The sequence below is a fragment of the Nitrospiraceae bacterium genome (assembly GCA_019637075.1).
Taxonomy (GTDB): Bacteria; Nitrospirota; Nitrospiria; order Nitrospirales; family Nitrospiraceae; genus JAHBWI01.
In genome coordinates this window covers 191122-213163 of the sequence record JAHBWI010000004.1, presented here as the reverse complement: position 1 = coordinate 213163, position 22042 = coordinate 191122, and the positions used below count along the sequence as shown (strand labels likewise).

The following is a 22042-nucleotide window of genomic DNA, read 5'->3' as shown; positions in this document are numbered from 1 at the left end:
TGCATCCGCTTGCTTGACCTGCCGTAGCTCCATCGCTATAGTCCGTTCGGTAATTCGACAGCATCCTGGGATTGCGATCGGTACCCTAACTGCCCATGCACACGGACCTCATCACCGAATTGAAACCTACCAAAAGCGCCCCGCTCTTGGGTTTTTGGTATCCGGCCACCACCAGTTCATCGTTGTCGCCAGGACAGATGAATACCCAGGTGCTGCTTGGTCAGCCGGTTCTGGTCTGCCGCACGAAACAGGGAGAGGTCGCGGCGATGCGGGACATCTGTCCCCATCGCGGCATGCCGCTCTCGTACGGACAGTTCGACGGCGAGTTGGTCGAATGCGCCTATCACGGGTGGCAGTTCGACAAAGGCGGGCGCTGCCGCCATATACCGGCCCTGATCGAAGGCTCACCGCTCAAACCCGAAAAGATCGGCATTGCCACCTACCCCTGCCGTGAATACGACGGCTATATATGGGTGTATTTCGCCGACCCCCAGCAGCCAGATCGTCCGGTTCCGGAAGTCCCTCGCTTGCCGATTCCATCCGAGCCCTGCCGCACGCTCCAGATTTCGACGGTCCTCGATTGCACGATCGACGATGGCATCGTCGGCCTCATGGATCCGGCCCACGGTCCCTTCGTCCATCAGAGCTCCTGGTGGCGGACGCAAGCCAGCATGCACGACAAGGCCAAGACCTACGAACCGATTCCGAATGGCTTCCGCATGGTCCCCCACGCGCCGTCCAAAAACAGCGGTCCCTATAAACTCCTCAACATGTTTTATGGAGGACCGCTCACGACCACTATCGACTTCGTCCTGCCCAACCAGCGATTCGAGTTCGTGCAGTGCGGCTCACTGTTCGTCTCAACCCGCGCCACCGTGACGCCGATCAACGACCAGCAATGCCGGATTGATTTCATGGCAGCCTGGAACGCCTTTCGTTGGCTACCCCTGATCAAGCCGCTTTTTCGCTATGCGGCGAACGTCTTCATGCAACAGGATAAGCAGGCGATGGAACGGCAAGCAGTGGGCCTCAAGTACAAACCGGCGCTGATGCTGATCGACGACGCCGATACGCCCGCCAAGTGGTACTACAAGCTCAAGGCCGCCCACCTCACGGCCGTGCAAACCGGTCAACCACTCGACCATCCGCTGAAGGAGCGGGTTACTCTCCGCTGGCGCAGCTAGCGTCAGGCCGGTGAAACTGCCTGCAGCTTTGTTCTCGCATCACGGCGGGCCTCAACGTCCAACTCGTTGTACGCCTCAGATCACCGTTCGCTGCGGTCTCGCTGATCGGACAATTTGACATCCTGAAGACGTTGTTCGTGCAGCGTATCTCGTCACGAGATCGGAGCGAATCGGCCGCGAGACGAACCACGCTTCACGAGATCCGCCTCACACCACGTGCTGGCTGGTACCTGCGCCTGGTTCGTTCAGCAGCGCCATGGCCCGCCGGATCTGGTCGCGGGAGCCGAGGAGGGTGACGATATCGCCGGACTGTAGTCGCACCTTTTCGGAGGGATTGGACTGCGTGACCTGGTTCCGAGTCCAAGCGATAATCGAAGCGCCGGACCTCGGCCTGATCGACAACTCCGCCAGCGATTTCCCTGAGGACGGCGAGTCTTCGTCGATGCGGCAGGTTTCCACTTCGACGTCGGTGAGCGTCCCGCCCCTGAGGTGGTGAGCCAGTTCCGGCATCTCGCTCCGCCTGAGCAGCGCATAGCCTTCCCGCCGCACCTGCTCCGCCTTTCGCACGACAAACTCCTGCGGCAAGCTGTAAGTGCGCAGGACAAGCGCGAAGATTTCGATTGAGGTTTCGAACTCCTCGGGCACGACGTCATCGGCGCCCAATTGATGGAGTTCTTCCAACTCACGCAAGTACCGGGTTCGGACCACGATATGGAGTTTCGGATTCAACCCCTTGGCGACCTGCACGGTCCGACGCGCCGTGAAGGGATCGGAGATCGCCACCACGAGCACCTTGGCGTCGTCGATACGCATGTGCCGCAGCACGTTGGCATTGGCCCCGTCGCCGTAGTAGATCGGGACGCCGTGCCGTGATTCCCGCCGCACCGTGTCCCCGTCCAAGTCGAGCGCAACGTAGGGGATCTCCGTTTCCCCCAGCACGCGGGCGAGATTGCGTCCATTCAAGCCATACCCGACGATGATGACGTGGTCCTTGATCCGAACCTGGTGCCCTTCCAACTGGGCCACATGCGCCGCCGTCCGTTCCGGCAGCCATCGCCGCATCCGCTGTACCGCCTCGATCCGTCGAGCCAGGGAAGGAGACCATTGCATCAAAAACGGAGTCACCACCATCGAGAGCACCGACACAGCCAAGAACAGTTGATACAAATCCCCGGTCAATAAACCGGCTTCCTGCCCGACCTGCGCCAAGATGAAACTGAACTCTCCGACCTGCGCAAGGGCAACGCCCGTCAGAACGGCGGACCGTGGCGGCGAGCCGGCTGCCAGCATCGCGGCGGCCCCGGTCAGAAACTTTCCCAGAATCACCGCCACCAGCAGGCCGGCCACCACGAACGGATGGTTCAAAACGACCCGTGGATCCATCAGGACGCCGATGGAAACGAAGAACAAGCTGTTGAAACTGTCGCGGAACGGCAGAACCTCCGCCAGGGCCTGATGGCTGTATTCGGATTCGGCGATGACGAGGCCTGCGATGAACGCCCCGAGTGCGAGCGACAGCCCCCCGAGCGACGTTAGCCAGGCGATTCCCAAACACAAAACGATGATCGAGAGCAAGAACAGCTCGCGACTGCGACTACGCACGATATGCTGCAGCAACGGCGGCACGATGTACCAAGCGGCCGCCACGATGAGACCGACCACGACCCCCGCCTTCACGAGCGTCAGCAACACCGCACCCAGCGCGCTGCCGGTCGGTGTCGCCAAAATCGGCGTAATCAACATCATGGCGACCACGGCAAGGTCCTGGAAAATCAGGATCGCCACGGTCGCGTGGCCGTGATAGGAATCGCTGTCGCCTCGCTCCGATAGCGCCTTGAGGACGATGGCCGTGCTGCTGAGCGAGAGGAGAAAACCCCAGAAGATACCCTGCTGATAGCTCAGTCCAGCCGCGAGAGCAACCAGAAGCGCGAGTATCAGCACGCCCCCGACCTGTGCCGGCGCCGCCACCGCCAGAATGCGCTTCGCGGTCGCAAAATGGACTGAAGAAAACTCGATACCGATGGTGAACAGCAACAGCACGATGCCGATTTCGGCAAGCGCCTGTACCTGAGAGGCGTCGGGAATCAAATGCAGCCCGTGCGGACCAATCAACGCGCCTGCCACCAGGAAGCCTGCAATAGAGGGCAAACGAAACTGATGGAAGATGAAGACGACGACGGTTGAAACCGCAAAAATGACGAGGAGATCGCCTAAGACTGCGTAATCGCTCATATCCTCACAAGAAAATCGGTGGTGTCCGGGGTTGGAACAGGAGTGATACCGACTGGCAGCATACCCTAGGTACCCCGGCTGAACAAGCGGAACCGCTTGTCCCGCTGTACGCCGTCGGGTATGGTGACCCGCCAAAAGGAAACGCCATGCTGCGCGCAAGACGGATTCGAGCCATCATTTTCGACTTCAACGGGGTCATTGCCGACGATGAAACCCCGCATCTCCTGTGCTTTCAATCGGCGTTGGCGGAACAGGGCCTCTCCCTGAGCAAGGACGAGTACTACGGCTCATACCTCGGCATGGACGAACGCACCTGCACCACGGCCCTGCTCACGGCGCGGGACGGGCGATGTGACCCGGCAGTCCATGCTGCCATCACGGCGCGCAAGGCCGACCTCTTTCGGGCCTATACAGCCGATCACAAGCCGGCCCTGTTTCTCGGTGTCGTCGACTTCGTCCAACAGGCCGGCAAGATGGTCCGATTGGCCGTGGCCTCCGGAGGCCGGCGCGAACAGATTCTCCATGCCTTGCGGGAGACACCCATCGAAGAGGCCTTTGAGATTATCGTCTCCGCCGACGACTGCCCAATCGGCAAACCGGACCCGGCGATATATGACTATACGCTCCGCCTATTGAACGCCCGGTCGCCGAAGCCGCCGCTCTTGCGAGTCGATGAATGCCTGGTGGTCGAGGATTCCCGCGCCGGGATTCAGGCAGCGCTGCGGGCCGGGATGCCGGTCTTGGCATTGGCGACCACCTACCCTGCCGCGCAACTGGGAGAAGCCACGCTCGTGCTCAAGACTCTGGCGGGAGCGGATCCAAGCCAAGTCCTGAAAGAAATCGAGACGCGAGGCAATGGGTATCCAAATTGAGGCAGGCGAGGCCGACAGTGGCTAGAACGGAATCTTAATTCCCATTTGAAACTCGTTGGGCATGAATCCCTTCGACAGCCCGTTTCCGAGCAGACCTGAGGATTGGGAAGAGAGGTCGGTCCCTAGAGCGCGATCCCGCTCCGACGCATAGCCGGCACTGAACCCGGCCCCAACAAAAGGCAGAAAGGTCTGATCGCGCACTTGGAATTTGCCGCTGATGGATGGGGCCTGGCGGACGAGGTCCTGCCTGGCTTCCACTGCGGGAGGGCTGTCGGTTCCCTCTGCCCCGATCGGACTGCGCAGTCCCGAAAGGGCCGGATACTCCGAGGTTGCCTCCTCCGCCGATGCGAGGCCATTTCCAGCGACCACGGCCAAGAACAGACAGCAACCCCGAACCAGGGCGGAACCGGTCATACTGAATGAAGCGGGCTGAGGAACGTGATCGTGCATAGTCACACTCTACAACATCGAAAAAGAGAGCAACAAGCAGGCCAAGCGAAAATCTTTGATAAATCTGCGGGCTCGAACTCGACTCCAGTCGCGAGGCTGTCTCGAAAATGTGTCAGGTGTGTCTCACTCTCGATCTCCCCTTGCGTCATTTGTCCCTCCTAGGCTATGCATAGGCACAGGACGACTTCCCTCCACCACCAGCCAGCATGGACGCCACCCAATCTACTCCTCGTCTGAGAGTCTGGCACACCAGCGCCTCGATGGGATTCGGCGGGCTGGAGATCCGTATGCTTGAGGAAGCCGCGGAGTTCAAAGCTCGAGGCTATGAATTAACGTTCGTCTGCAACCGTGGAGCCCAGCTCGCAGAGCGCGCCCAGACGCAAGGCATCGCCACGGTGACACTCTCCATGCGGCAATCCTACGAGCTCCCCTCCATGCTCCGATTCTGGAAGCTCCTGGGGCGCCACAAGGTAGACGTGCTGCATACCCACACGTCGAAGGATCACTGGATCTGCGGACCAGCAGCCAGGCTGCGAGGGGTTCCGATCGTACGGACTAGGCATATCGGGACGCCGATCAAAACGAATCCCCTCTCCAGCCTCATCTATACCTCGCTGTCCGATCGCATTCTCACCTCCTCAGGCGACACCAGAAGGGATCTCCTACGGATCCCCTCCCTGCGACCTGAACACGTAATCGAAATACCGGCCGGCATCGATTTGAACCGGTTTGCCCCGACGGTGAGCGGAGGTGACGTACTGAAGGAATTCGGCCTGGACCCGACGCAGCCGGTGATTGGCTATGTGAGCCGATTGGAGCGGGGCAAGGGATTCCGGTATGTGATGGAAGCCGCGCCGGCGATTCTCGCGCGATGGCCCCACGCCAAATTTCTCTTCATCGGCGACGGCCCGCCTTGGGATCGGCAGACTGCGGATGAGCTGCTCGATCGGCTGAATCTCCGGTCCCATACCGTGCTGGCCGGATTCCGCACCGACGTGCCGGAATGTTTGGCCGCGATGACCTGCTTGGTGTTTCCCTCCTTCAAAATCGAAGGGACGCCGCAGGTGCTGCTCCAAGCGATGGCCATGGCCAAACCGATTGTCGCCACTCGCGTGGGAGGCATCCCCCACCTCCTTACCGACGGCGAGACCGGCACACTCATCGGGCCGGAAGATCCGGCTGCCGTGGCCGACGCGGTGCTGTGGATGCTCGAACATCGCGAGGCGGCCCAGACGCGGGCCGATCGGGCCAGGCAACGAGTGCTGGCGGATTTTTCCCTGGCGCGCGCCATCGACCGAACGGAGGCCGTCTACCGGGAGCTGCGATGATCTGCCTGACGGGAGATGTGCACCAGCGGTCCTACCGCGGCGTCGACACCAGCTACGCGAAGGAATCCGAAGCGCAGTTGGCCCTACGATATTGCGAGATCGCCGCGGACTTCGGCGTTAAGGTCACGTTGTTCGTAACCGGCAAGGCCTGCATCGAGGAACGAGACACGATCGAGCGGCTCGCCGGATTACCGCATTGCGAGATCGGCGGCCATACGTTCTCGGCCTATCGGTCCTTTCGCCATTGGCTCTCCCGCAAGCTCACCGGCTCGCACCTGGGCTCCAAGCAGCTTCAGCAACGCGACATCGACCGCACCATGGAGGCTATTCAGGCCGTCACCGGAAAGCCGCTCCTCAGCTGGCGCAACCATGCCTACAAGCACGACCAGCACACCTACCCGATGCTCGCGGCTCGTGGCATTCGCATTATCTCGGACCGCGTCACCGGCGTCGAAGGCTCGGCTGAACGGATCGGCCAAGATCTACTGTCGCTGCCGATCAACACGCTACCGGACCATGAGCGGCTGCTGCATGGGAAGTATCTGGTGGGAAGGACGACCTACAACCGACTCCAGGGACGGACGACCGTACAAGACTGGCGGGAAACCGTGGAACGGCAGGTGGACACGATTGAAGCGCACGGCGGCACGGCAACGATCCTGGCGCACCCCCTCTGCATGGAGGTGGCCGACCGCATGGAGCAATTCACCATCCTCTGTCGATTTCTTTCCCGGTTGAGAACCGGATGGGTCTCGGAAGTCGGCTGGACAGCCCTCGCCGGCGAACCGTCGCGACCGCGACGAGACTGACGGACGTCACACCTTGTAGTAGCTGCGGTACCACTCCACGAAGCGGGCGATGCCGGTTTCGATCGGCGTGGCCGGTTTGAAGCCTGTCTCCCGCATCAGGTCCGCGACATCCGCATAGGTCGCCGGCACGTCGCCTGGTTGAAGCGGCAAGAAGTTCTTTTCGGCCTTCTTTCCCAGGGTCTGCTCCAACACCTCGATGAATCGGAGCAATTCGACCGGCTGGTGGTTGCCGATGTTGTAGAGGCGATAGGGAGCCGAACTGCTGCTGGGGTCAGGCCTCTCACTCGACCATTTCGCGTCGGCCTGCGCGGGACGGTCCAACGTCCGAATCACGCCCTCCACGATGTCGTCGACGTAGGTGAAGTCCCGCTGCATCTTGCCGTGGTTGAACACATCGATCGGCCGCCCCTCCAGAATCGCCTTGGTAAACAGGAACAGCGCCATGTCCGGACGGCCCCACGGTCCGTAGACGGTGAAAAACCGCAAGCCGGTAATGGGGAGCCGATACAAATGCGCGTAGCAATGGGCCATCAACTCATTGGCCTTCTTCGTGGCGGCATAGAGCGAGACCGGATGGTCCACGTTATCGTGCACCGAGAACGGCATGTGCGTATTGCCGCCGTAGACCGAGCTCGTCGACGCATAGACCAGATGCTCGATTTTGTGGTGGCGGCAGCCTTCCAGAATGTTGAGAAATCCCTCGACATTGCTCGATGTGTAGGCATGGGGGTTGACCAAGGAATAGCGCACGCCGGCCTGGGCCGCCAGATTGACGACACGCCTGATCGGCTGTTGTGCGAAGAGCTGCTGCATCCCGGCCCGATCGGCCAGCTCCAGCTTCACGAACTGGAATTGCGGATGCGGGCGCAGTTGCGCCAGGCGGGCTTCCTTGAGGCGCACATCGTAATAATCGTTGAGGTTGTCGAGCCCGAGGACACGATCGCCGCGATCCAGGAGCCGCTTGCTCAGGTGAAATCCGATGAACCCGGCTGCGCCGGTCACCAACACCAATCCCTTGTCCTGTCCCATCCTGGCTGTCTAGCTTTCTAAGAAGAGAGTCGTCGATGAAATCCGCTACGCCTCGCGACGCAGGAAACCAGCGGAGTCATCGAACCGCTCGTCACCATCCTGCTAGGCGACGGACTTCTTGGCCGGCGCTTGAGGATCCGCCAACGGAACGACCCGCTGGTCGGCCTTGCGATATTGCCTGCCGCAGACGGGGCAGTCAAGCTTCGCCCCCTTCACCTTCAGCTTCACGCCGCACTCGCACATCCAACCGGTGATGCGCGCCGGTGATCCAACCACGAGCGCATGGTCCGGCACGTCCTTCGTCACCACGGCTCCCGCTCCCACGAAGGCATAGCGGCCGATCGTGTGGCCGCAGACGATCGTGCAATTCGCCCCAAGCGTGGCCCCGCGCCGAACCACTGTCGGTCTCAGCTCGTTCATGCGGGGAATCTCGCTGCGCGGGTTGAAGACGTTGGTGAACACCATCGACGGACCGCAGAAGACGCCGTCCTCGAGCGTGACGCCCTCATACACCGATACGTTGTTTTGTACTTTGACCCCGTCGCCCACCACCGCATTGGGACCGATGACGACGTTCTGCCCGATCTTGCAATTCTTACCGATCCGGCTTCCTTTCAAGATGTGCGAGACGTGCCAAATGCTGCTGCCTTCTCCGATCTCCACCCCGGCATCCACGAAGGCCGATTCATGAGCGAAGTAGGCACGCTTCGGCTGGGCCGGCGCAGGCGCCTGTTTCGCGGGGTCGGACAGGAACGGCCGCACGTCGAGCGACCCCTGGCATTGCTGCAACACGCGCAACACGCGCAAGCCCTCACGGCCGTCGGTGCGCGGCTTCTGCCTGGTGCGGACACAGTCGAGAAAGTGTTGGCATTCGGCCCGCAGCGGCTCCGTGGCATTCAATGCGACCGGCTGCCCTTCGCCCTTGTTCGGCACCGGCTGCTGATGCTTCCACTCGATCGAATGCGGATAGAGGATGAGCTTGTTCGTCTTGTCCAGGTCGTCGAAGACCGCCATCTTGCGGTCACCCACGACGATCAGCTTTTGTTCCTTGAACGGATGCAACCATGAGACGAACACGTGAGCTTTCACGCCGCTCGGGAACGACAACAAGCTGACCGTCACATCCGCGATTCGCTGATGGAGATAGTTGCCGCCTTGCGCATGCACGGCATCCGGCATCTCCTCCAGCAAACCCAGAATCACGCTGATATCATGCGGCGCGAAGGACCAGAGAATGTTCTCCTCGCGACGGATCTTTCCCAGATTCAACCGATTGGAATAGATGTACTGGATCCGCCCCAAGTCACCGTTGTCGATGAGCGCCTTTAGCGCGAGGACGGCCGGGTGATACCAGAGGAGATGGCCGACCATGAGGATTCGGCCTCGATCCTGCGCCAGCTTGACGAGCGACTCCCCTGTTTCCACCGACAGGCACAGGGGCTTCTCAACACAGACATCCTTCCCGGCCAACAACGCTTCGCGCACGAGATTGGCATGGGTTTCGGCCGGAGTGGCGATCGCTACGGCTTGAATCGATTCGTCCCGGAGGACTTCGCCGAAGGAACGGAAGGTGCGGCAGCCCGGATATTGCTGCGCGAATTGCTGAAGCGTTTCGTCGTTGCTGTCACAGATGGCCGCCAGCGCTCGGAGATCGTGAAAATTGCGGACCAGGTTCTTGCCCCAGTAGCCTGAGCCGATGACGGCCACACGCGGCACGGACGCCGTAGGGAGATCGCTCGACATGGAGACACCGTTTTGGGGTTGGGGGCGGAGTTCTAGGCGCGCCCGCCCGATTTCATGAACGGTGGATCCCCATGATCCCGCCGATACAGCGACAGGGGGGAAAGGGAGTCGGCAGCCGACGTGACCTGAACCTGCCCGTCGTCGGAGGACCGAAAGAGATCCAGTGCGCGAGCATAATGATACCCGCAACCCTGCGGAGCGAGAAGTTCTTTCAGCTTTTCAGGCGGTTCCCAATTGGCGGTGAGCAGCGCGGTGCGCGCCGGATTGCGGTGGCTGAACATGAAGGAGAGGTGGTCGGGATACCAATCGGCACCCCCGGTGGCATAGGACACGAACAGTCGCGACTGAGCCGCCGCGCTGAGGTCGGCGAGGTACTGATTGGTGAGATACCCGTTCTCCCCGACCTCGAGCCACTGACCCGGATGTGACAGGGCGGCATGGGCGGCATGGCTCCGAAGCTCTAACAACTGCTGTTGCGAGGCGAATAAGAGAGGAATCGGTCCATACTGCCCGACCAACTGGGCGATCACACCTTCTTTCAGGGCTGAGCGTCCGCTGTTCGTCGGGCCGCTGTCCGCATGCACCAGCACGTTTCGGCCCCGATCCGTGATCAGGTAGCAATTTCGGGGCATCTCCAGATCGCAGGGGTCCTCGCCGAAAAACGGCACCGACACGACCGCGCCGCCCTCGAAGCTCCATTTCTCGCCGTGAGCCAGCTCGATGACTCGACCAAATCCCAGCTCGCGCAACAAGGCCAAGTAGTCATAGTACAGCTTCTTGCGATTGCGCCGGCTCGGCACGATGATCGGCGTGTCTTTCGGCAGGTGGAGCAGTGTACGCGGATCGACGTGGTCGTCATGGTCATGGGTCAGGAAGACCGCGGCCGGTTTGGGAAGCAACGAACCCCAGAGCGAGGGCACCGAGGATTCGGCGAACCACGGGAGCAGCCAAGGGTCGAAGAGCAGCACCTGGTCGCGCTGGCGATAGAGCAGAGCCGCATGGCCCAGATGCAACATATCCCGGTCTCCCACGACATTGAACCAGTGGGTGCGGACGGTTTCCTGCGGAGCAACGGCCAAACAGTCGTACTGATGCAGCGACTCCATCAGATGCGTCAGCAGGCCCTGCGCTTCGCGCGGCGACGACTGCACGATCGTCTTCAGTTCTTCGGCGCGATGGGTGCCGTCGAGCATGCCCAGCAGCTTGCCGACCATCGGGCCCAGCGGCCGTTGATCGAAGCCGATCGGAATGGCCTGCCGCTTGACGGAATGGAAGATCCGCAATCCCCCGTTGGTCACTGTGGCGGATTTGGTCGGATCAGTCGGAAACTCCCACTGAAACGTCCCGTCCGCCTTACGGCCGCAACGGATGTGCTGTCGAAGATAGGGCCGGGCGTTCACCAACTCCGCATAGGCATCTTCCAACCGACGACGCCGCCCTGAATCCTCGACTGAGGCGCGTCTGGAAAAGACATCGCTGATGGCGGTGTCGATCGAACTGGCCAGCAGACTGTGCGCCTCGTGGAGCCCGGCGACGACCTCCGGAGCCACCCCAGCGACGAACGGAAAAGGACCGGGCTCCTGCCCGCTTTCGAGCTGCACCCAGCACCAGGGCACGAGGCTTACATACTGATCGCGAGGCAGTTTGTCCCAGATACTCATGATTGTTAGAGCGGAGAGGTGAGACGGGGAACGTGATGCTCCGTGGGAGAATCCTGCGTCTTACGTCTCACGCGTTTCGTCTTTTCTTCCACGTTCTACCCACTCCAGCCGGCTGATGGTGGGTTCATAGAGGGCTTGGATGACGTTGCCGTCCGGATCGGCGAAGTAAAATGAAAAACTGCCGTCCCGATGCTGCTTGGGCGGCTTGACGATGATCCCTCCGAACGAACCGATTGCCGGCGCCACGTCCTCGTACAAGCGCTTCACATCTTCAGCACTGTCGAGGATCACGCCGACATGGTCGAGCAGCTGCGCCTTCGCCGGCTGATAGTCCGGCAGCTCTCCCGCTGCAATCTGGTGCAGAGCCAGGTTGTCGCTGCCGGAGCTGAAGTACACATTCTCGGGATCCGGCTCCCACACGACGCGCATGCCGAGGAAGCGTTCGTAGAACGCCCGCGACCGCTTCAGGTCGGTGACACGCAAGGCCAGGTGGCGAAGTCCGCGGTGCATAGGATGGCTCATCGATTGCCGTATAGTAGGTGGGGGGTTGGCATCGCGTCAATCCTCCCAAGCCGTACGCTGTTTCCCGCAACTCCCCATGTCGCCGCCCTCAGTGCCTGTGATACGATCAGACGATTCCTGGGACTCGAACCAAAGGAGTGAGCAGCATGTTCGCACATCTGGCAGTGGCAGCCTTCGTCGCTCTGAGTATCGTCGCCGACTCTACATCACACGTCTTAGCCGCAGACTCCGGTCTTCCCAAGGAAATCAAGGGAAAGGACGGAGCTCCGATGGTCTTGATTCCCGCCGGCCCCTTTCCAATGGGCGTGCCCCCCGGAGATCGCGATGGGGGCCGTGACGAGTACCCGCGGCACATCGTCCACATCGACGACTTCTACATCGACAAGTTCGAGGTCACCAACGGCCGGTACCTCGAATTCGTGAAAGCCACGAGCCACCGCGTCCCTCAGAATCCGAAGAACCCCACCAGAAACTTGTGGGAAGGCCTCTCCATTTCCGAGTCCCTCGCCGATCGGCCGGTCATCAATGTGGATTGGAGCGATGCGGATGCCTACTGCAAGTGGGCCGGTCGCCGGTTACCGCGCGAGGCCGAATGGGAGAAGGCTGCCAAGGGCAACAACGATTACCGCTTCCCTTGGGGCAACGTGGAACCGACCAACAAACACCTCAACTTCAATCAAAAGTGGATCGGCGAGAAGACCCTGATGCCCGTCGGCAGTTATGAAGCGGGGAAGAGTCCCTATGGGGCCTACGAGATGGCAGGGAACGTGTGGGAATGGGTCAACGATTACTACGATGCCAGGTATTACGAGAAGAGTCCGGAGAAGAACCCGACAGGGCCGGACAGCGGCGACAAACGCGTTATTCGCGGAGCCGGTTGGCAGAACGAGACCCCCACCATCAGAATCTTCACGCGGGTGGAGAGCGATCCCACTGTCCGCAATGAGTCAACGGGATTCCGCTGCGCCGCCGACGTCGCACCGGCCAAGTAGGATTTGGTGAGGCGGTGATCTGGTGAACTGCGAGAATTAGCCGGCTAGGACCTCGAAGCAGGTCCTAGTCGTACTCGGCGATCGGGATTTGGTGTTGCGTGGGGACCTTCCCAACGGATGACCTCAGAAGCAGAACCAAGGCATTCGCACTCCAGATCGTGAGATTGTCCCAATTGCTCGCGAAGGGACCAGGAGCAAGAATCATCGGCAATCGACTCCTTCGATCAGGTGCATCCGTCGCGGCCAACTATCGGAGGGCTTGCCGGGCACAGTCACGTGCAGCGCTTGTTTCAAAACTTGGAATTGTTGTCGAGGAAGCCGGCCTTGTCTCGCACGAGGACCTGACTTCCATTGTCAGCGAGGCGAGGGGAACCTCTCGCAATCTTCTCAGCCTCTCGGCGCACGACAAGGGCTCGCAAATCCTGAATCCGCGGCGGTTTCACGATGCCGGGTACTTCATCAAATCACGAGATCACCAAATCATCCTTTGACGGCCTGGTGGTCGCGGCATTCGAGAGCCGCATGGCGGCTGAAATGACACGGCTGATCGAGCGGTACGGCGGGCGACCGCTCGTGGCGCCGGCGTTGCGGGAAATTCCGTTGGAGGACAATTCGGTCGCGTTACGGTTCGGCGCCAAGCTCCTGACCGAGCGGATCGATGTCCTGGTTCTGCTCACCGGAGCCGGTACAACCAGCCTGTTCGAGATCCTCTACAGACGCCATCCCCAGGACGCCATTCGAACAGCTCTGAAAGACACCGTGCTGATTGCGCGCGGCCCCAAGCCGGTGGCGGCACTCAAGGCCCTGGGCTACCCCCCGACCCTCACCGTTCCCGAACCCAATACCTGGGTGGACCTCGTCTCCACGTTGGATGAGTACCGGCCGGTGAAGGGATTGCGTGTGGCGGTGCAGGAATATGGTGTGTCGAACCCGGACTTGCTCGAAGCGCTGCGAACGAGGGGCGCTGAGGTGTTTCCCGTCCCGGTCTATAAGTGGATGCTACCGGAGGACACGGCTCCGCTGAGCAGCCTGATCGACGCGATCATTGCCGGGCGCGTCTCGGTGATCTTGATCACGAACGCCGCTCAAATCGATCACGTCCTGCAACTAGCGGAACGGGAAGGAAAGGCGATGGCCTTCACGGCAGCCTGTCGAAACACAGTCATCGCATCAATTGGGCCCACTGCCAGCGAGCGGCTGCGAAGCCACGGCCTTCCGATCGACCTGGAACCCTCCCATCCGAAGATGGGAATCCTGGTGAAAGAAACGGCCGAGCAGTCGCAGAACCTCGTGGCCCGCAAAGCCGATCGGTGATGCGGAAGCCTCCGCCGACCTCCACTTCATCAATGGGGACTGGGTTGCGCCGAGGCAGCCTCCGACACCGCTGAATCGTCCTTCGCGTCCCGCGCGCAGCGGAATCCCAGCCAGTTCATGGAAGTCTTGGGATCTGTCCCATTCCGTTGTGAGACCCGCACGCTGGGAGTGCTGTCGATCCAGCCGCCGCCGCGAAATGCCTTCTGCGTGCCGTGCTCCGGTCCCTTAGGATTCTTGTCCGGAGCCGTCTTGTAATAATCCTTCTCGTACCAATCGGAGACCCACTCGGCCACATTACCGGCCATCTGGAACAGGCCATAAGGGCTCACGGAATTGTCGTACTTGAATACGGAGATAACGGGGGGATAGAGGAGCAGCCGCTCCGGTCGATCACGGACCGGTCCCGACAAACCTCCACGTCCGAAATTGGCTCGGCTCAGCCCTGCCATTTCGTTGCCCCAGGGGTAAATCCGTACATCCTTGTCTCCCCGTGCAGCCTTTTCCCATTCGGCTTCCGTCGGGAGACGCTTTCCCGCCCATCGGCAATACTCGTCTGCTTCATGCCAGGTGACGTGCATGATGGGATGACCTGCCATCGTCTCCTGAAAGTTGCCCCCGTCGAATTTCCAATCGACCTGGGGAGGCCGCTTGGTCTCCAGGACGAATTTCAGGTACTGCACGGCGGTCACTTCGTATGTGTCGATGTCGTAGGCGTCGAGATACACCTGGCGCTGTGGGAACTCGACCAAATACGCGGCTCGATCGACTTTCCGATCGCTACCCATCGTAAAGGGGCCTGCAGGGATCCGAACCATTTCGTCGTAGGCAGGCAGCTTGATCCGCTCCTGCGCCAATTTTTTCCCCTGCGGCGTCCACTGTTGTCGAATATCCCCGACATCCAAAGCCCACACGGACCCCGCCCATGCACAGAGTCCGACCACGAAACCAAATCTTGCGAACCCGGCCATTCGCACGACATGCCTCCTTCGTCGCTGGTTAGACTGTCACTGCCCGATTGCTTTCCCTTCGACGAACCATTCGATTGGCTCACGCCTTCGACGGTCCAGTCGTTGGTCTCCTACATATTCGGCTTGTCTGTTTCCGCGGGTGCCTGGTTTTGGAACTCTTCCAACGGCTGAAAATTCAGCGGCAGATTGAAAAGATAATCCGTCACGGCCCGCAGCTTCACGTGTTGATATTCGACGATCCAGCTCCCATCTTTCTTCGCCAACTTCATGGGGAAATGGATATCGGTGGCGAGCCACTGGTAATAGACCTCCGTCTGCTCGCCATGCTTCACGGTCACTTCATAGAGCGTGGTCGGATGGCCTTCCCTCGTTTCAGTCCCGATCTCCTCCCTCGACACCTCACCGTCCAGCTTCTCGAAAACTTGCAGGTCCTGCTCCGGCCGATAGGGCACCGTTTTGAAGTGCTTCATTTTCGACAGCAGGAGCCACACGACCCGCTTGTCCTTCCGCACAATGCTGACGTTGACCGGCCCCATCGTGTGATGCTCGATCCGCCACATGTTGTCGCGATAGTAAATGTTGGACTTCGAGATTCTCCCGTCGATCTTGGTAATTTGATCCGCCGTGAACTCCAATGCCCAGAGGTTTCCGCTCAACAGCAGGCTGCAGAGCAACCCGCCGCCGACGATTCCCCGCCGCCACATTCGATGCATCCTACCGGTCCTCGATTTCACAATTCCAGTTTCCTTGATCATGTCACCCTCAGCACCGCTGCCCCGCGAATCGTTCCGGCCTTCAGGGATCTCAACGCCTCGTTGGCTTCGGCCAATTGAAATGGTTCTGTATGTGTATGGATGGGAATGGCTGCCGCCTCCCGCAGCAAATCCAGTCCATCCTGACGCGTGTTGGCGGTCACACTTCGGATGACCCGCTCTCCGAACACCTCCCGGTCGTAGTCCAGGGAGGGAATGGGCGACATATGAATGCCGGCCAGAACCAGCGTCCCTCCTCGGGCCAACGCCCGCAAGGCGGGCGGGACAAGCTCACCGGCCGGTGCAAAGATGATCGACGCTTGCAACGTCTCCGGCGGCATCGCGGCAGCTTCGCCGACCCAAACGGCCCCCAGCTCACGGGCCAAGGCCCGATGCTCCTCTTTCAGTGAACAGACATAGACCGAACAGCCCCAATGTCGCGCCACTTGAATGGCAATGTGGGCCGATGCCCCGAACCCGTAGAGCCCCAGGCGCTGACCGGAGCGAATCCCGCTCAGTCGAAGCGCGCGATATCCGATGATGCCGGCGCAGAGCAACGGCGCAGCTTCCTCATCCGTAAACGCCGATGGTATAGGATACACATAACGGGCGTTGGCCACGACATATTCGGCATAGCCCCCGCCCACCTGGTACCCGGTAAAGCGAGCTCCTTGGCAGAGATTCTCTTGGCTACTGTTACAGTATTCGCACCTCCCACAGGTCTCCTGCAACCAAGCAACGCCGACTCGATCACCGGAACGGAGACCAGACACCCCCGGCCCGAGCTGTTCCAGCACGCCGACGATTTCATGGCCCGGAACGACCTCCGGCTTGATATCAGGTAACTCCCCTTCCACGACGTGCAGGTCGGTGCGACAGACCCCGCACACCCGCACCCGCACCAACACCTGGCCAGGCCCCGGTGCCGGGTCTGGGACCCGACGCAACTCCAACGGGTGGCGCGCCACATCGTCGGACCGGCATAACACCATTGCTTGCATGGGATCGACTTGAATGGAAGGAAGGAAGCGGCATGCCCGTCCGGGGCATGCCGCGCTTCGTAGCCTGCGCGCTCCGCCGCACCCTTCACCTGTGCGGTGGAACGGGCACGATTACCAGACTGTTATTGCTGTTTGGCCTTGATGCATTCGATATCGAGCTTGATCAACACCTCGTCGCCGACCACCAACCCGCCCGTATCGAGCGTCCGGTTCCAGACCATCCCGAAGTCCTTGCGGTTGATCTTCCCTTCGGCATTGAAGCCCGCCCGAATGTTGCCCCAGGGATCTTTGGCCACACCGTTGAAGTTGCCCACCAACGTGATCTCTTTGGTGACCCCATGAAGGGTCAGGTCGCCGACCGCGGTATACCCGTCGCCGGTCTTCTTGTAACTCTTCATCTTGTAGGTCATGGTTGGGTACTTCGTGACTTCAAAAAAGTCCGCGTCACGCAGATGCGCGTCCCGCTTCTCGTGGTTGGTGTTGACGGAGGCGGTCTTGATCGTGGCTTCGAGCGCCTTCACCGTACCGGCCTCCGGATCCATCTCGATGAACCCGGTATAGTCCTTGAAGTGTCCGGTCGTCTTGGACACCACCATGTGCGCGACTTTGAATTCAACGATGGAGTGATCGAGATCGACATCGTATCGGGCCGTCTCCGCCTGGGCTGTCATGCTGCCCACGAAAAGCGTCACAATCAGTCCACCCAGCGCACTGGCCCTCACTCTCGCTCGCATCATGGAGTCTCCTTTGTTGCGCCGGGCTCGGCCGGTGCCTTGTCCACTGCCGGTTTGTCTGCCTGCGGTTTCTCCGTGGCACCCTTCTCTATGACGGTCTTATCCGGGGACACTTTTTCGGCCGGCGCCTTGTCGGCGGCGGGCTTCTCAGTCGGCTTACCAGGAACCGTCGTCGCCTTGAGAGGCCGCTTTTCCACGGTGGTCTGAACGTCCTGCGCCGCGACCTTGGCGCCGGTTCGCATCCGCACGTGCACATCCACCGCGTCGTTGCCCAAATCGGCCGGTACCGGTGGAAAGGGATGCGCATGGATGACCGCCTGAAGCCCGGCCTCGTTGATATCCCGCGCGCCGGACCCGCGCTCGATCTGAATGAGCTGCGCCACCCCGCTGGCATACATCCGGAACTTCACCCGGACGACCTCGCCGCTGGGAGCCCGCCGGATCGCGCGAACGTGGCGCGCCCAGTTCCGGCTGATCAAATCGCCGACTTGTTTCCAGTAGGCTTTGGATTCACCCGGTGCCGGGAGCGGCAGCAAGTCTTCTTCGGGAATCGTGGCATTGACCGTCAGTACATGCTCCATGGCCTTCTGCGCCGCGACGGAGTCTGTCTCGGCCGTTTCAGCTTCTGCGGCCGGCGCCGTTTCGGCCTCTTCTTCCTCCGGAGGCCGGTCTCCCAAGGTTACGTAGACATCACGTTTCAGATATTCTTCGAGTCCGGTAATTTTAGCGCGCGCGAAAGTCACCCGCACCCGCACGGCCTTGGGCAGCACGGTCGTCCGGCTCTTCAACACCGAATTGGGTTCCAAGATCGCCGTCCCCTGGTACACGGCAGGCGTTTCGTCCTCGCTGAGAGACACGATCTGGCTCTGAAAGCCGGGGGACTCGATGATCGCCATGACGGATTCCGTTCCGGCAGGCACCCCCCCGAACGTCAGACTAAGCACCAAATCCTTACCCGCTTGCACCGTGCCATCGGCCTCGGTGTTGACTAAGTCAAACTGAGCCCATCGCTTGGCGGCAGGCGCGGTGGAAGAGGAGGACGGTGCGCCGGCGAAGACGGGAGAAACCGCCAGGCACAACGCAAAAATGAGGGCCGATCCGGCCGAAGGGAAACGGCGCGTAATGAAGCAACAGAACGGCATGATGGCATCCTACTCAGCCGCTGAGATCAGTGCAACCCGTTTTTTCTCGAGGACTGGGCATTTCCCACCCGCTTGCTATAATGGAGCCATGAAGGCCCTGGTCAAATCGGCACCGCAACCGGGACTCACCTACACCGACCGCCCCGACCCCAGCCCAGGCCCCACCGACGCCGTCATCAGGGTGAAGGCCACGTCGCTGTGCGGCACCGATGCCCATATCTACAATTGGGATGCCTGGGCGCACAGCCGGATTCACCCGCCGCGCATCATCGGCCATGAAATGTGCGGCGAGGTCGTGGCGGTCGGCGCAGACGTCACGCTCGTCAAAGTCGGCGACTACGTGGCGGCCGAATCCCATTTGACCTGCGGTGCCTGCTTCCAGTGCCGAACCGGCCAAGCGCATGTGTGCAAACGCTACCGGATTCTGGGTGTGGATCTGGACGGCTCGTTCGCCGAGTTCATCGTGCTCCCGGAAACCGTACTCTGGAAAACCTCACCGGATATTCCCGCCGAGTTGGCTTCGGTGCAGGAACCGCTGGGGAATGCGGTGGACGCGGCACTGGTCGAGGACCTCACGGGACACACGGTGCTGGTCACGGGCTGCGGACCCACGGGACTCTTCGCTGCGGCGGTCGCGCGCACCGCCGGCGCCGCCACCATCATCGCCACCGACGTGAGCGACTACCGCCTTGGCTTGGCCAAACAAGTCGGGGTCGACCACACGCTCAACACCAAGACCGACGGCGCCGATGCGGTTGCCGCAGCCATTCAGGACATCACCCAAGGAGAAGGGGTCGATGCGGCTTTGGAAATGTCGGGCCACCCGATCGCGCTGCACCATGCGTTCCGCTCCGTCAAGAACGGCGGTCGCGTCACCCTGTTCGGCATTCCCAGCGACCCCGTCACGCTCGACCTGGCCAACGAGGTCATCTTCAAGGGCATCCGCGTCCACGGCATCACGGGCCGTCGCCTCTTCAGCACCTGGTACCGCCTTGCCGGACTCTTCAAAGCCGGCCTCAACATTCGCCCAGTCATCACCCACACCTTTCCCCTCAAGGACTTTGCCAAAGGATTTGAGTTGATCAAGTCCGGTCAATGCGGCAAAGTAGTCCTGTTTCCATAGTGACATCGAGAACCCGCGTTCTTCGTTTCACGTCTTCCGTGTGACGGCATCAATGGCGTACTCCGCGCTGAAGAAAGCAGTCGAGCTGCAGTTGGCCGATATCAAGTCGGCCGGCCTCTACAAAAGCGAGCGCGAACTCCTCTCGCCCCAGAGCGCCGAGATCCGTGTCGCGCAAGGCGAAGTCATCAACCTCTGCGCCAACAACTACCTCGGACTCGCGAACCATCCGGACGTAAAGCAAGCCGCGGCCGACGGACTGGCCGAGCAGGGATACGGCATGGCGTCGGTGCGTTTCATTTGCGGGACGCAACGGTTGCACAAGCAGCTGGAGAACGCCCTCTCCACTTTTTTCGGCACCGACGACACGATCCTCTACAGCTCTTGCTTCGACGCGAACGGAGGCCTCTTCGAAACGCTGCTCGACGAGCAGGACGCGGTGCTCAGCGACGCGCTCAACCACGCCAGCCTGATCGACGGCATTCGCCTCTGCAAAGCCGCACGGCTTCGTTACGCGCACGGCGACATGGAGGAATTGGAGTCGCGCTTGTCCGAATCGCGTGCGAGCCGAGTCCGAATGATCGTCACCGACGGCGTGTTCTCGATGGACGGAGACGTGGCGAAGTTGGATCGAATCGTAGAACTGGCCGAGCAATACGATGCCGCCGTCGTGGTCGACGACAGCCATGCCACCGGTGTCCTCGGCCGCCATGGACGCGGGACGCCGGACCTGTTCGGCGTCGCCGACAAGGTGGATCTCGTCACCAGCACCCTGGGAAAAGCGTTGGGAGGCGCAGCCGGAGGGTTCACCACCGGGCGCAAGGAAGTGATCGAGCTGCTGCGCCAACGCTCGCGTCCGTATCTGTTTTCAAACAGCCTCCCGCCTGTGATTGCCGCCGCCGCACTCAAGGCCGTGAAACTGGTCGCGCAGGGAGATGCGCTCCGGGCCACGCTGAAGGACAACGCTGAATTCTTCCGCAGCCGGTTGACCGAGTCGGGCTTCACGTTGGTACCGGGAAACCATCCCATCATTCCGGTCATGCTCGGCGAGGCCAGGCTGGCCTCACAAATGGCCGAGCGCTTGCTGCAAGAAGGCATCTATGTGGTGGGGTTCAGCTATCCGGTCGTGCCCAAAGGGCAGGCTCGCATCCGTGTCCAAATGTCCGCTGCCCACACCCGCACACACTTGGAACGGGCCGTCGCCGCATTCGCCAAGGTCGGCAAGGAACTGGGCGTCATCCGCTAGTCCCGAATCATTCTTGCCCGCTTCTGGAGATAGGCGTTTCGCACGGCGGTATAGAGATCCAGCGTCGCCTCCTCCACCCCCTGGAATTTTTCCAGATTCAATGAGCGGTCGTTGACGATTTCCCCGACGCGGCCGCTGAACTGTACGATCGTCGAGGTGGCGCGGTTATGGTGCGCCACCAGCGAGGGCACCCCTTCGATCTCGATGAAGGGGAACACCAGCCAGTTGATCGGATTCAACGCAATATCCCCCATGTACCCGGCGAAATCCCTCACGGTGAAGGGCGGAAGAAAGGGCAACACCAGATAGGGCCCCGGCTTCACCCCGTAGTATCCGAGAGTTTGACCGGTGTCTTCTTCCGGCGTCGTCACGTTGAGATACTTCGCCACGTCGACCAACCCGCCAAGGCCGAACGAACTGTTCAGAAGAAAGCGGCCGACTTCCATCCTGGCGCCGGTCCACTTGCCCTGCGCGACATTGTTGATCAAGCGGGAAGGAAAGCGGAGGTTGTAGAAAAGATTGCTGACCCCGATCTGTACGGCATCAGGCACGATGAAATTGTAGCCCTTCGCGATGGGCTTCAACACCCACCGGTCGACCTGACGATTGAACTCAAAGATTTTCGTATTAAAAGGTTCCCAGGGATCGTATTCCTCTTCCGCTCCCCCCTCATCGGCCTTGGCAAATGGGTCATAAAACGGATCTTCCGGCGGCGCCGAGGCCGCAGGGGGCGGAGACGCAGGCTTGTTGGCCACGAGGCGTACGGTCGGCGGAGCCGGCAGGATTGTGTCGGAATCCTTTTCGCTCGTCTCCATCGCAGACGGCATGGTCTGCGCATTGACCTTCCCGGCCTGAGTGCCCGCACAACCCACCATCACACATAGACCCACCGCACCGGCAAGCGCGCCGGCCCAACGCCGCCCCATCCGATTCACCATGCCTC

The 22042-nt window shown here is 60.9% G+C and carries 21 protein-coding genes; 9 read left to right on the top strand and 12 right to left on the bottom strand.

Annotation, left to right across the window (positions count from 1 at the left end):
- The first annotated feature begins 95 nt into the window (after nucleotides 1-95).
- Nucleotides 96-1184 (top strand): aromatic ring-hydroxylating dioxygenase subunit alpha, encoded by a 1089-nt coding sequence (locus KF814_12210; protein ID MBX3236909.1) that lies wholly within the window; start codon nucleotides 96-98, stop codon nucleotides 1182-1184.
- 207 nt (nucleotides 1185-1391) lie between these two features.
- Here the strand turns inward: KF814_12210 and KF814_12205 are convergent, their stop codons facing one another.
- Nucleotides 1392-3416, bottom strand: a complete 2025-nt coding sequence (locus tag KF814_12205) for a cation:proton antiporter (GenBank protein MBX3236908.1) — start codon at nucleotides 3414-3416, stop codon at nucleotides 1392-1394.
- A gap of 146 nt (nucleotides 3417-3562) precedes the next feature.
- Here KF814_12205 and KF814_12200 point away from each other — a divergent pair, with 146 nt between their 5' ends.
- A complete protein-coding gene (locus KF814_12200; GenBank protein ID MBX3236907.1) occupies nucleotides 3563-4288 on the top strand; it encodes an HAD family phosphatase in 726 nt (241 codons plus the stop codon).
- 21 nt (nucleotides 4289-4309) lie between these two features.
- Here KF814_12200 and KF814_12195 read toward each other — a convergent pair whose 3' ends face one another.
- Entirely contained in the window at nucleotides 4310-4738 is a 429-nt protein-coding gene (locus tag KF814_12195; GenBank protein MBX3236906.1) for a hypothetical protein, read from the bottom strand.
- A 206-nt stretch (nucleotides 4739-4944) separates the two neighbouring features.
- Between KF814_12195 and KF814_12190 the strand changes: the two genes are divergently transcribed.
- Together KF814_12190 and KF814_12185 are read left to right on the top strand one after the other, a co-directional pair.
- On the top strand, nucleotides 4945-6066 hold the full coding sequence (locus tag KF814_12190) for a glycosyltransferase family 4 protein (GenBank protein MBX3236905.1): 1122 nt from the start codon (nucleotides 4945-4947) through the stop codon (nucleotides 6064-6066).
- Nucleotides 6063-6875: a polysaccharide deacetylase family protein gene (locus tag KF814_12185; GenBank protein ID MBX3236904.1), complete on the top strand. Its 813-nt coding sequence runs from the start codon at nucleotides 6063-6065 to the stop codon at nucleotides 6873-6875. The genes KF814_12190 and KF814_12185 overlap by 4 nt, the downstream gene beginning before the upstream one ends.
- 6 nt (nucleotides 6876-6881) lie before the next feature.
- Here KF814_12185 and KF814_12180 read toward each other — a convergent pair whose 3' ends face one another.
- From KF814_12180 to KF814_12165, 4 genes are all read right to left on the bottom strand, one after another.
- Nucleotides 6882-7904, bottom strand: a complete 1023-nt coding sequence (locus KF814_12180) for an NAD-dependent epimerase (GenBank protein ID MBX3236903.1) — start codon at nucleotides 7902-7904, stop codon at nucleotides 6882-6884.
- A gap of 102 nt (nucleotides 7905-8006) precedes the next feature.
- Nucleotides 8007-9647, bottom strand: a complete 1641-nt coding sequence (locus KF814_12175) for a Gfo/Idh/MocA family oxidoreductase (protein ID MBX3236902.1) — start codon at nucleotides 9645-9647, stop codon at nucleotides 8007-8009.
- A gap of 32 nt (nucleotides 9648-9679) precedes the next feature.
- Entirely contained in the window at nucleotides 9680-11308 is a 1629-nt protein-coding gene (locus tag KF814_12170; GenBank protein ID MBX3236901.1) for an MBL fold metallo-hydrolase, read from the bottom strand.
- Nucleotides 11309-11368: 60 nt separating this feature from the next.
- The gene (locus KF814_12165) at nucleotides 11369-11818 is read right to left on the bottom strand and encodes a VOC family protein (GenBank protein MBX3236900.1); all 450 of its coding nucleotides are present in this window, start codon (nucleotides 11816-11818) and stop codon (nucleotides 11369-11371) included.
- A 158-nt stretch (nucleotides 11819-11976) separates the two neighbouring features.
- On the opposite strand from KF814_12165, the gene KF814_12160 reads away from it, so the two are divergent.
- The 3 genes from KF814_12160 (at nucleotide 11977) to KF814_12150 (ending at nucleotide 14136) form a co-directional block, all read left to right on the top strand.
- Nucleotides 11977-12822, top strand: a complete 846-nt coding sequence (locus KF814_12160) for an SUMF1/EgtB/PvdO family nonheme iron enzyme (protein MBX3236899.1) — start codon at nucleotides 11977-11979, stop codon at nucleotides 12820-12822.
- A gap of 98 nt (nucleotides 12823-12920) precedes the next feature.
- Entirely contained in the window at nucleotides 12921-13313 is a 393-nt protein-coding gene (locus KF814_12155; protein MBX3236898.1) for a four helix bundle protein, read from the top strand.
- Nucleotides 13314-13344: 31 nt separating this feature from the next.
- Nucleotides 13345-14136, top strand: a complete 792-nt coding sequence (locus tag KF814_12150; GenBank protein ID MBX3236897.1) for a uroporphyrinogen-III synthase — start codon at nucleotides 13345-13347, stop codon at nucleotides 14134-14136.
- A gap of 29 nt (nucleotides 14137-14165) precedes the next feature.
- On the opposite strand, the gene KF814_12145 is transcribed toward KF814_12150, so the two are convergent.
- The 5 genes from KF814_12145 to KF814_12125 all read right to left on the bottom strand — a co-directional run bounded on the left by KF814_12145 (nucleotide 14166) and on the right by KF814_12125 (nucleotide 18733).
- Nucleotides 14166-15104 carry an SUMF1/EgtB/PvdO family nonheme iron enzyme gene (locus KF814_12145; protein MBX3236896.1) on the bottom strand — a complete coding sequence of 313 codons (939 nt, stop codon included), beginning with the start codon at nucleotides 15102-15104 and terminating at the stop codon, nucleotides 14166-14168.
- 110 nt (nucleotides 15105-15214) lie between these two features.
- Nucleotides 15215-15808 carry a hypothetical protein gene (locus KF814_12140; GenBank protein ID MBX3236895.1) on the bottom strand — a complete coding sequence of 198 codons (594 nt, stop codon included), beginning with the start codon at nucleotides 15806-15808 and terminating at the stop codon, nucleotides 15215-15217.
- A gap of 47 nt (nucleotides 15809-15855) precedes the next feature.
- The gene (locus tag KF814_12135) at nucleotides 15856-16857 is read right to left on the bottom strand and encodes a zinc-dependent alcohol dehydrogenase family protein (protein MBX3236894.1); all 1002 of its coding nucleotides are present in this window, start codon (nucleotides 16855-16857) and stop codon (nucleotides 15856-15858) included.
- Between the two features lie 122 nt (nucleotides 16858-16979).
- On the bottom strand, nucleotides 16980-17591 hold the full coding sequence (locus KF814_12130; GenBank protein ID MBX3236893.1) for a polyisoprenoid-binding protein: 612 nt from the start codon (nucleotides 17589-17591) through the stop codon (nucleotides 16980-16982).
- On the bottom strand, nucleotides 17591-18733 hold the full coding sequence (locus KF814_12125) for a TonB family protein (protein ID MBX3236892.1): 1143 nt from the start codon (nucleotides 18731-18733) through the stop codon (nucleotides 17591-17593). The genes KF814_12130 and KF814_12125 overlap by 1 nt, the downstream gene beginning before the upstream one ends.
- A gap of 88 nt (nucleotides 18734-18821) precedes the next feature.
- Between KF814_12125 and tdh the strand changes: the two genes are divergently transcribed.
- Entirely contained in the window at nucleotides 18822-19856 is a 1035-nt protein-coding gene (gene tdh, locus KF814_12120; GenBank protein MBX3236891.1) for an L-threonine 3-dehydrogenase, read from the top strand.
- A gap of 52 nt (nucleotides 19857-19908) precedes the next feature.
- Entirely contained in the window at nucleotides 19909-21099 is a 1191-nt protein-coding gene (locus KF814_12115; protein MBX3236890.1) for a glycine C-acetyltransferase, read from the top strand.
- Here the strand turns inward: KF814_12115 and KF814_12110 are convergent.
- On the bottom strand, nucleotides 21096-22025 hold the full coding sequence (locus KF814_12110) for a VacJ family lipoprotein (protein ID MBX3236889.1): 930 nt from the start codon (nucleotides 22023-22025) through the stop codon (nucleotides 21096-21098). The genes KF814_12115 and KF814_12110 overlap by 4 nt on opposite strands.
- Nucleotides 22026-22042: the final 17 nt, after the last annotated feature.

What these genes read in the sequence shown, in the direction of transcription:
- KF814_12145 (MBX3236896.1), bottom strand. Translation starts at nt 15,104, where the DNA reads ATGGCCGGGTTCGCAAGATTTGGTTTCGTGGTCGGACTCTGTGCATGG.
- KF814_12175 (MBX3236902.1), bottom strand. Translation starts at nt 9,647, where the DNA reads ATGTCGAGCGATCTCCCTACGGCGTCCGTGCCGCGTGTGGCCGTCATC.
- KF814_12150 (MBX3236897.1), top strand. Translation starts at nt 13,345, where the DNA reads ATGGCGGCTGAAATGACACGGCTGATCGAGCGGTACGGCGGGCGACCG.
- KF814_12165 (MBX3236900.1), bottom strand. Translation starts at nt 11,818, where the DNA reads ATGCACCGCGGACTTCGCCACCTGGCCTTGCGTGTCACCGACCTGAAG.
- KF814_12125 (MBX3236892.1), bottom strand. Translation starts at nt 18,733, where the DNA reads ATGCCGTTCTGTTGCTTCATTACGCGCCGTTTCCCTTCGGCCGGATCG.
- KF814_12160 (MBX3236899.1), top strand. Translation starts at nt 11,977, where the DNA reads ATGTTCGCACATCTGGCAGTGGCAGCCTTCGTCGCTCTGAGTATCGTC.
- KF814_12185 (MBX3236904.1), top strand. Translation starts at nt 6,063, where the DNA reads ATGATCTGCCTGACGGGAGATGTGCACCAGCGGTCCTACCGCGGCGTC.
- KF814_12170 (MBX3236901.1), bottom strand. Translation starts at nt 11,308, where the DNA reads ATGAGTATCTGGGACAAACTGCCTCGCGATCAGTATGTAAGCCTCGTG.
- KF814_12140 (MBX3236895.1), bottom strand. Translation starts at nt 15,808, where the DNA reads ATGTGGCGGCGGGGAATCGTCGGCGGCGGGTTGCTCTGCAGCCTGCTG.
- KF814_12205 (MBX3236908.1), bottom strand. Translation starts at nt 3,416, where the DNA reads ATGAGCGATTACGCAGTCTTAGGCGATCTCCTCGTCATTTTTGCGGTT.
- KF814_12200 (MBX3236907.1), top strand. Translation starts at nt 3,563, where the DNA reads ATGCTGCGCGCAAGACGGATTCGAGCCATCATTTTCGACTTCAACGGG.
- KF814_12190 (MBX3236905.1), top strand. Translation starts at nt 4,945, where the DNA reads ATGGACGCCACCCAATCTACTCCTCGTCTGAGAGTCTGGCACACCAGC.
- KF814_12195 (MBX3236906.1), bottom strand. Translation starts at nt 4,738, where the DNA reads ATGCACGATCACGTTCCTCAGCCCGCTTCATTCAGTATGACCGGTTCC.
- tdh (MBX3236891.1), top strand. Translation starts at nt 18,822, where the DNA reads ATGAAGGCCCTGGTCAAATCGGCACCGCAACCGGGACTCACCTACACC.
- KF814_12135 (MBX3236894.1), bottom strand. Translation starts at nt 16,857, where the DNA reads ATGCAAGCAATGGTGTTATGCCGGTCCGACGATGTGGCGCGCCACCCG.
- KF814_12210 (MBX3236909.1), top strand. Translation starts at nt 96, where the DNA reads ATGCACACGGACCTCATCACCGAATTGAAACCTACCAAAAGCGCCCCG.
- KF814_12110 (MBX3236889.1), bottom strand. Translation starts at nt 22,025, where the DNA reads ATGGGGCGGCGTTGGGCCGGCGCGCTTGCCGGTGCGGTGGGTCTATGT.
- KF814_12180 (MBX3236903.1), bottom strand. Translation starts at nt 7,904, where the DNA reads ATGGGACAGGACAAGGGATTGGTGTTGGTGACCGGCGCAGCCGGGTTC.
- KF814_12130 (MBX3236893.1), bottom strand. Translation starts at nt 17,591, where the DNA reads ATGCGAGCGAGAGTGAGGGCCAGTGCGCTGGGTGGACTGATTGTGACG.
- KF814_12115 (MBX3236890.1), top strand. Translation starts at nt 19,909, where the DNA reads ATGGCGTACTCCGCGCTGAAGAAAGCAGTCGAGCTGCAGTTGGCCGAT.